This is a genomic window from Pleomorphomonas sp. T1.2MG-36 (assembly GCF_950100655.1).
Taxonomy (GTDB): domain Bacteria; phylum Pseudomonadota; class Alphaproteobacteria; order Rhizobiales; family Pleomorphomonadaceae; genus Pleomorphomonas.
In genome coordinates this window covers 978,048-984,241 of record NZ_CATNLY010000012.1, presented here as the reverse complement: position 1 = coordinate 984,241, position 6,194 = coordinate 978,048, and the positions used below count along the sequence as shown (strand labels likewise).

Genomic DNA, 6,194 nt, shown 5'->3' with positions numbered 1-6,194 from the left:
CCATCAAGGACGCCACCGTCAAACGCTTCCACTACGACGATCACAACCAGCTGCGACAGCACCTCCAGGACTTCATCAACGCCTACAACTTTGGCCGCAGGCTCAAGACCCTCAAGGGCCTCACACCCTACGAGTTCATCTGCAAACGATGGACCTCAGAACCGGAACGATTCATCATCGACCCAACCCATCAAACGCCGGGACTGAACACCTAGGTTCGAGACTCAATCAGATCCACCAGATGACGATTGCTGCCAGGTAGCAAGCTGAAGCGAAGTTGGCTGCGAGTTTGTCGTATCTGGTTGCGATGCGCCGCCAGTCCTTGAGGCGACAGAAGCTGCGCTCGATGATGTTTCGTCGCTTGTAGGCGGCGGGATCGAAGGGCTGGATGCGCTTTCTGGTCGGGTTGTTGGGAATGACTGGCCTGGTGCCGCGCTCGATGAGGAAGCGTCGGAGTGCGTCGCTGTCATAGGCGGTGTCTGCGGCGCACAGCAAACTTGGTGGAAGCGGCGCGATGAGGTCCGCTGCAACGGGCGCGTCGCCGCGTTGGCCCGGCGTTACCTTGAGCGCGATGGGGCGGCCGCAACCGTCGACAACAGCATGGATTTTTGTCGTTCTCCCGCCGCGAGAGCGGCCGATCGCCTGGAGTTCGCCCCCCCTTTTCCGCCAGCGGCCGAACGATGCGCCTTGGCTGTCGTGCTGTCGATCATGTGGATGTCGCTAGACCCATTCTCCGCCAGCGCCGCAAACAGACGCCGCCAGATGCCGCGCGCCGACCAGCGGTGAAAGCGGTTGTAGATCGTGGTCGGCGGGCCATAACACTCCGGACAGTCCTGCCAGCGACAGCCAGTCTTCAGGACATGAATGATGCCGCTAATGATCCGCCGATCGTCCTTGCGATGCGCGCCGGACTGATGGGTTGGTAACAGTGGTTCGATCGCTGCCCACTGTTCGATTCAACCTGATCGGCGGGTGCTCTAGGCGGATATTTCGCTGACCTTCAACAGAGGCGACAGGTCCGGCCGGGCGCCGGCGATCAGGGCGGCGCCGAAGGCGGCAAGCTCGGGCTCGCCGATGCGCCGGATCGGACGGTTGAGGGCGGTGGCGCGCAACCGCATCAACGAGTCGGAACGGCTCCAGCCGCCGGTCGCATAAAGCGGCCCGCTGTCGATGCCCGACGCGGCGAGATCGTCGAGAATGTCGGCCGTCACCTCGGTCGCGGCAACCAGGAGCCGCGCGGCAATGCGCCGGGCCTCTTGCGGATCTGCGCCGCCGAGAGCTTCAGCAATGTCCTGGGGCGCCATCATGTCGGTGCGGGCGCCGTTATCGAGGGGGATGTGGTCGGCGGCGAGCAACTCGCCAAGCAGATCGCCGCCGGGCGTGGGAACCCGCAGCACGGCCAGCGTTGCCGAGAACTCGAACACCTTGAAGCGCGCTTCGCGGCTTCGGTGCAGTACGGGAACCGAGCGGACGATACCCGGACGGGGCGGCGCCGGAGACTCGGCTTCCGCGTAGACGACCTCGGCGGTCCCGAGCGAGTCGACGACGGCGCCCGGGCTCATGAGGTCGGCCACCGAGGCGGCAACGGGATGGTCGTGGCCGCCGGCGACGAGGCGCGTTGCGGTCGTCGCCGCACCAGACCGAGTCAGGCGCCCCGGAAGCATCTGCCCGACGATCTCGCCGGCCATCCGCACCGGCGGAAGCGTTGGCGCCTGGGCGGCCAGAAGAAGTTCGGGCAGGAAGGCGCGGCCAGAAATGTCGTAGCAGGCCGTGCGCGCCGCCAGCGTCTCGGACATGAAGGTCTCGCCGGCCCACCAAGCGGCGGGGTAGTCGGTCAATGCGATCCACGTTGCCGGCGCTTCCATCGGTTGATGGCGGGCGAGCCACAGCCATTTGGCTGCCGTGCGGGTTGGCTCGAAGCTGAGCCCGGTGTCGGCGGAACGGTCGCAGGCGGAGGCGAGCCAGGTCGCCTCCGTCTCTGCGCGACTGTCGAACCAGGCAATGGCCGTCGTCAGCGGTCGCAGCCCGGCGTCGACGAGGAATCCATCCTCGCCGACCCCGGCCGCGGCGATGGCGGCGATCGGCTGTCCGCCGGCCGCTGCCTGCCAGGCGTCGACGATCATGTCCTCAAGCGCATGGATGAGAACATGTGGCTCGACGTCGCCGGCTCTCGCTGGTGGATGGTCTTGTCCGAGCCGCGGCGTCGGCCGATGACGACGGGCGATGACGCCGCGCCGGTCATCGACCAGGATCACCTTGATGTTGGTGGAACCAACATCGATGCCGCAGAACAGCTCGGACATCGCACCTTCCTTACCAGTGGCGGGTATAGTGCTGACGCGTGAGGCGCGCCAGTTCGCGGATCGTCTCCTTGGCTTCGGCTTCCGGCCGCTGCCAGACCTTGCGGCCGATCACCAGTCCCTGCGCGCCGGCCCGGATCACCTCTTCCGAATCGGTCAGCGTCGTCTTCGCGTCACCGGACAGCGCGCCGCCGGCGATGACGATCGGGATGCGCAGTTCCTCGACGAGGCGGGCGGTCTCCTCGGCGCCGGGGAAGGTGATCTTGATGATGTCGGCGCCAAGATCGAAGGCAATGCGCGCCACCTCGATCTCCTGCCTGACGACCTCTTCCGAGCGGGGCGCGGCAAGCAGAACCGGCTCGACCATGACCGGCATCTCCCACTTCACCGCTTCGGAGATGACGCGGCCGATGCGTTCGCAGTAGAGCACCTTTTCCTCGTCGGACACGTTCCACGGCAGCAGCAGCTTCACGCAGTCGACCCCGAGGCGAACGGCATCCTCGAGCTGGGCGACGATGGTGCCGGTGCCTTTTTCCGGCGTCTTGGTCGACCAGAAGGCGTCGATGGCCAGCACGCGGGCAAACTGGGATTGCCGCGCCAGCAGGGCCTCGGTGGCACGGACGATGCCGGTGGTCACCATGAAGCCGGTGACATCTTCCTGCATGTAGCTCTTGATGACGTCGACCGGGGCTTCCAAAGCCGGAACACGGCCCCAGACGACGCCGTGGTCGACCGGAACGATCAGTGCCGCCCGATCTTCATGGAAAAGCCGGTTCATGCGGTAGCTCGTCGAGAGCCGGTGGTGGGCCATGGTTCATCTCCTCGTATTTTCTTGAGTCCCGACCGAGCGCGGGGACGGCTGTATCGCCGGACGTTTATGCTCGCAGAACACTATTGTCAGTATTGTACGGACAAAACATCAGTACCTTTTGTGCGGCACGCCGTCAACACCGCTTGACAAGGGTTCGGAGTCGAACGTAATGTCCGTCTTGTCCGTACAATAACGCCAAAACGGCTTGCCGGACCGGAAGCTGCACACTGCGAGCGGGAGGAAGGCGTGAAGAAGCTCATCAACGACGTCAGCGCGGTCGTCGACGACATGATCGATGGTCTGGTCCGGTCGGTCGATGGCCTCAGCCGCATCGATGGCGAGCGCGTGATCGTCCGCACCGATCTCGATGCCGTCCGCTCTTCAGGTCAGGTAACCCTGGTTTCAGGTGGCGGTTCGGGGCACGAGCCGGCCCATGCCGGCTACGTTGGCGCTGGAATGCTGACCGCAGCCGTTTGCGGTGACGTCTTCACCTCGCCGTCCACCGACGCCGTCCTGGCGGCGATCCGCGCGGTCGGCGGACCGAGCGGTGTGCTCCTCATCGTCAAGTCCTATACCGGCGACCGGCTCAACTTCGGCCTCGCCGCCGAGATCGCCCGTGCCGAGGGTATCCCCGTCGAGATGGTCATCGTGGCCGACGACGTTTCGCTGGCGACTGGCAGCGACACTGCCGGACGGCGCGGCATCGCCGGAACGGTTCTCGTCCACAAGGTGGCCGGTGCGGCCGCCGCGGCCGGCAAGCCGCTCGACGAAGTGGCCGAACTGGCCCGGCGGGTGATCGATGCGGTTGGTTCGATGGGCGTCGGTCTCAGTCCCTGCACGGTACCGGCCGCCGGGCGGCCCGGCTTCTCGCTCGCCGACCACGAAGTCGAGTTCGGTCTCGGCATCCACGGGGAACCTGGCGTTCGTCGCGACCGGCTGCAACCGGCTCGCGCCCTGGTGTCGACGGTGATCGGTCGCATCTTTGAAGATCGCGGCATCAAGGCCGGGGACGGCGTGGCGCTGCTTGTCAACAATCTCGGTGCGACGCCGTCGATGGAAATGTCCATCGTGGCCGGTGAGGCGGTTCGCGCCGCCGAGGCGCTCGGCGTTCACGTGTCGCGCATGTGGACGGGAGCCTTCCTCACCGCTCTCGACATGGCCGGTTTCTCGCTGTCGGCGCTGGTCGTCGACGACGAACTCCTCGACCTTCTCGATGCGCCCACGTCGGCGTCGGCCTGGCCCGTCTCGGCCGCGCCGCTTTCTCCTTCCGTGCCCGTTGTTGTACCGACCCCACGCGCCGAAACCACCCAAAGAGCCGGCGAGGGCGATGGGGTGCTGGTTGCCGCCATAGAAGCGGCCGCGAAGGCGTTGATCGCCGACGAGCCTCGTCTCACCGCCCTCGATCAGGCGGTGGGCGACGGAGATCTCGGCCTCAACCTCGCCCGCGGCTCGCAGGCCATTCTGGCAGAGCTCGATGATTACCGCCATCTCGACAGGCCGGCGGCCCTGCGGCGCCTGTCGGCGACGGTTCGTAAGTCGGTGGGTGGCACGTCCGGCGCGCTTTATGCCGTCGGCCTGATGAGTGCCGCCGCGGCGGTCGAGCGCCGGGAGGGCGGCGCTGCCGCTTGGGACGAGGCGCTCAAGGCCGCTGCGGACGCCGTGGCCAGGCTCGGCGATGCCCGCGTTGGCGATCGAACCATGCTCGATGCTCTGGTGCCGGCGGTGGAGGCGCTTGAAACCAAGCATGACGACGCGCGCGGCGCTCTCGCCGCAGCCATTCAAGCCGCCGCTGCGGGCGCAACGGCAACCGCTGCCATCACCTCGCGTCGCGGACGTTCGAGCTATCTCGGCGACCGCGCGGTCGGCCATCCCGATCCGGGGGCGGAGGCGGTGGTCGTCTGGTTGTCGGCCACCGCGGGAGTCATTGCCCCGAAAAACGCCTGACGATGTGAGTTTGGTGCGGCCGTTCTGGAGGTAGCGAACGGCCGTTCCGGAATGCAGACCGCTTGTCTGCCAAGGGCGATGCGACGGCAGTGATCCGCCGTACCGCTCGAAAAAGGAGGAGACCCCAAATGAAGCCAGCAACATATCTCATGGCTGCCGCCGCGTTCGCGCTCGCGGCGCTCCCGGCGGTCGCTGCCGACAAGGTTCCCGAACGTGTCGGCATCACCGTCGGCACGCTCGGCAACCCGTTCTTCGTCCCGCTGGTGGCGGGCGCCAAGGACGCGGTCGTCAAGGCTGCCCCGAATGCCGATGTGACGGTGATCGGTGCCGACTATGATCTCAACAAGCAGGCCACCCAGATCGACAACTTCATCGCTTCGGGTGTCGGTCTGATCATGATCAACTCGGTCGATGCCAACGCCATTTCGCCAGCCATCGCCAAGGCCAAGGCGGCGGGCATCACCGTCGGCGCCTTCGACGTTTCGGCCAACGGTGCCGACGTCACGGTCATGACCAACAACGTCCAGGCCGGCGAGATGGCCTGCAAGTATCTGGCCGACCAGCTGAAGGGCAAGGGCGAGGTCGTCATCATCAACGGCCCGCCGGTGTCCTCGATCATCGACCGCGTCACCGGTTGCAAGAAGGCCTTCGCCGGGTACCCGGACATCAAGATCCTGTCCGACAACCAGGACGGCAAGGCGTCCCGCGATGGCGGCTTCGCCGTCATGCAGGGTCTCCTGACCCGCTTCTCCCACATCGACGCCGTGTTCGGAGCCAACGATCCGACCGCTCTCGGCGCCGATCTCGCTGCCAAGCAGCTCAACCGGCAGGAGATGATCATTGCCGGCGTCGACGGCGCTCCCGATGTCGTCGCCGCCCTCAAGTCGGGTGAAACCCGGATCGTCGCCTCTTCCTCCCAGGATCCCTATGCGATGGCTGCCAAGGCCACCGAGATGGCGCTGGCCGTGTTCCGCGGCGAGAGCCAGCCCTCGGAGCCGGTGCTGCTCGACACCAAGTTGGTCACGGCTGACAACGTGAACAGCTACATCGGATGGGATGCCGAACGCTGACAGGCAGCAACCTGCCGCCGCGGCGCTCCCCCCTGCCGCGGCGGCATTTCTGGACAGCTGACCGATCGG

At 66.1% G+C, this 6,194-nt stretch carries 6 protein-coding genes; 3 read left to right on the top strand and 3 right to left on the bottom strand.

Annotation, left to right across the window (positions count from 1 at the left end):
• Positions 1 to 215, top strand: a 215-nt coding sequence (locus tag QQZ18_RS11370) for an IS3 family transposase (RefSeq protein WP_284540999.1), incomplete at its 5' end; no start/stop codon positions are given.
• Between the two features lie 13 nt (positions 216 to 228).
• Here the strand turns inward: QQZ18_RS11370 and QQZ18_RS11365 are convergent.
• From QQZ18_RS11365 to QQZ18_RS11355, 3 genes are all read right to left on the bottom strand, one after another.
• Positions 229 to 956, bottom strand: a protein-coding gene (locus QQZ18_RS11365) for an IS5 family transposase (protein ID WP_284541034.1) whose coding sequence is annotated in 2 segments (ribosomal slippage) — positions 229 to 653 and positions 653 to 956 — 729 coding nt in all. Because the reading frame shifts where the segments join, the coding sequence is not laid out codon by codon here.
• A gap of 21 nt (positions 957 to 977) precedes the next feature.
• Positions 978 to 2,303: an FGGY-family carbohydrate kinase gene (locus tag QQZ18_RS11360; RefSeq protein WP_284540998.1), complete on the bottom strand. Its 1,326-nt coding sequence runs from the start codon at positions 2,301 to 2,303 to the stop codon at positions 978 to 980.
• A 10-nt stretch (positions 2,304 to 2,313) separates the two neighbouring features.
• Complete coding sequence (locus QQZ18_RS11355) at positions 2,314 to 3,111, bottom strand: class I fructose-bisphosphate aldolase (RefSeq protein WP_284540997.1); 798 nt, start codon at positions 3,109 to 3,111, stop codon at positions 2,314 to 2,316.
• A 246-nt stretch (positions 3,112 to 3,357) separates the two neighbouring features.
• Between QQZ18_RS11355 and dhaK the strand changes: the two genes are divergently transcribed.
• Positions 3,358 to 5,055, top strand: coding sequence for a dihydroxyacetone kinase subunit DhaK (gene dhaK / locus QQZ18_RS11350; RefSeq protein WP_284540996.1), 1,698 nt, complete (start codon positions 3,358 to 3,360; stop codon positions 5,053 to 5,055).
• A 128-nt stretch (positions 5,056 to 5,183) separates the two neighbouring features.
• On the top strand, positions 5,184 to 6,125 hold the full coding sequence (locus QQZ18_RS11345) for an ABC transporter substrate-binding protein (protein ID WP_284540995.1): 942 nt from the start codon (positions 5,184 to 5,186) through the stop codon (positions 6,123 to 6,125).
• The last annotated feature ends 69 nt before the right edge of the window (positions 6,126 to 6,194 follow it).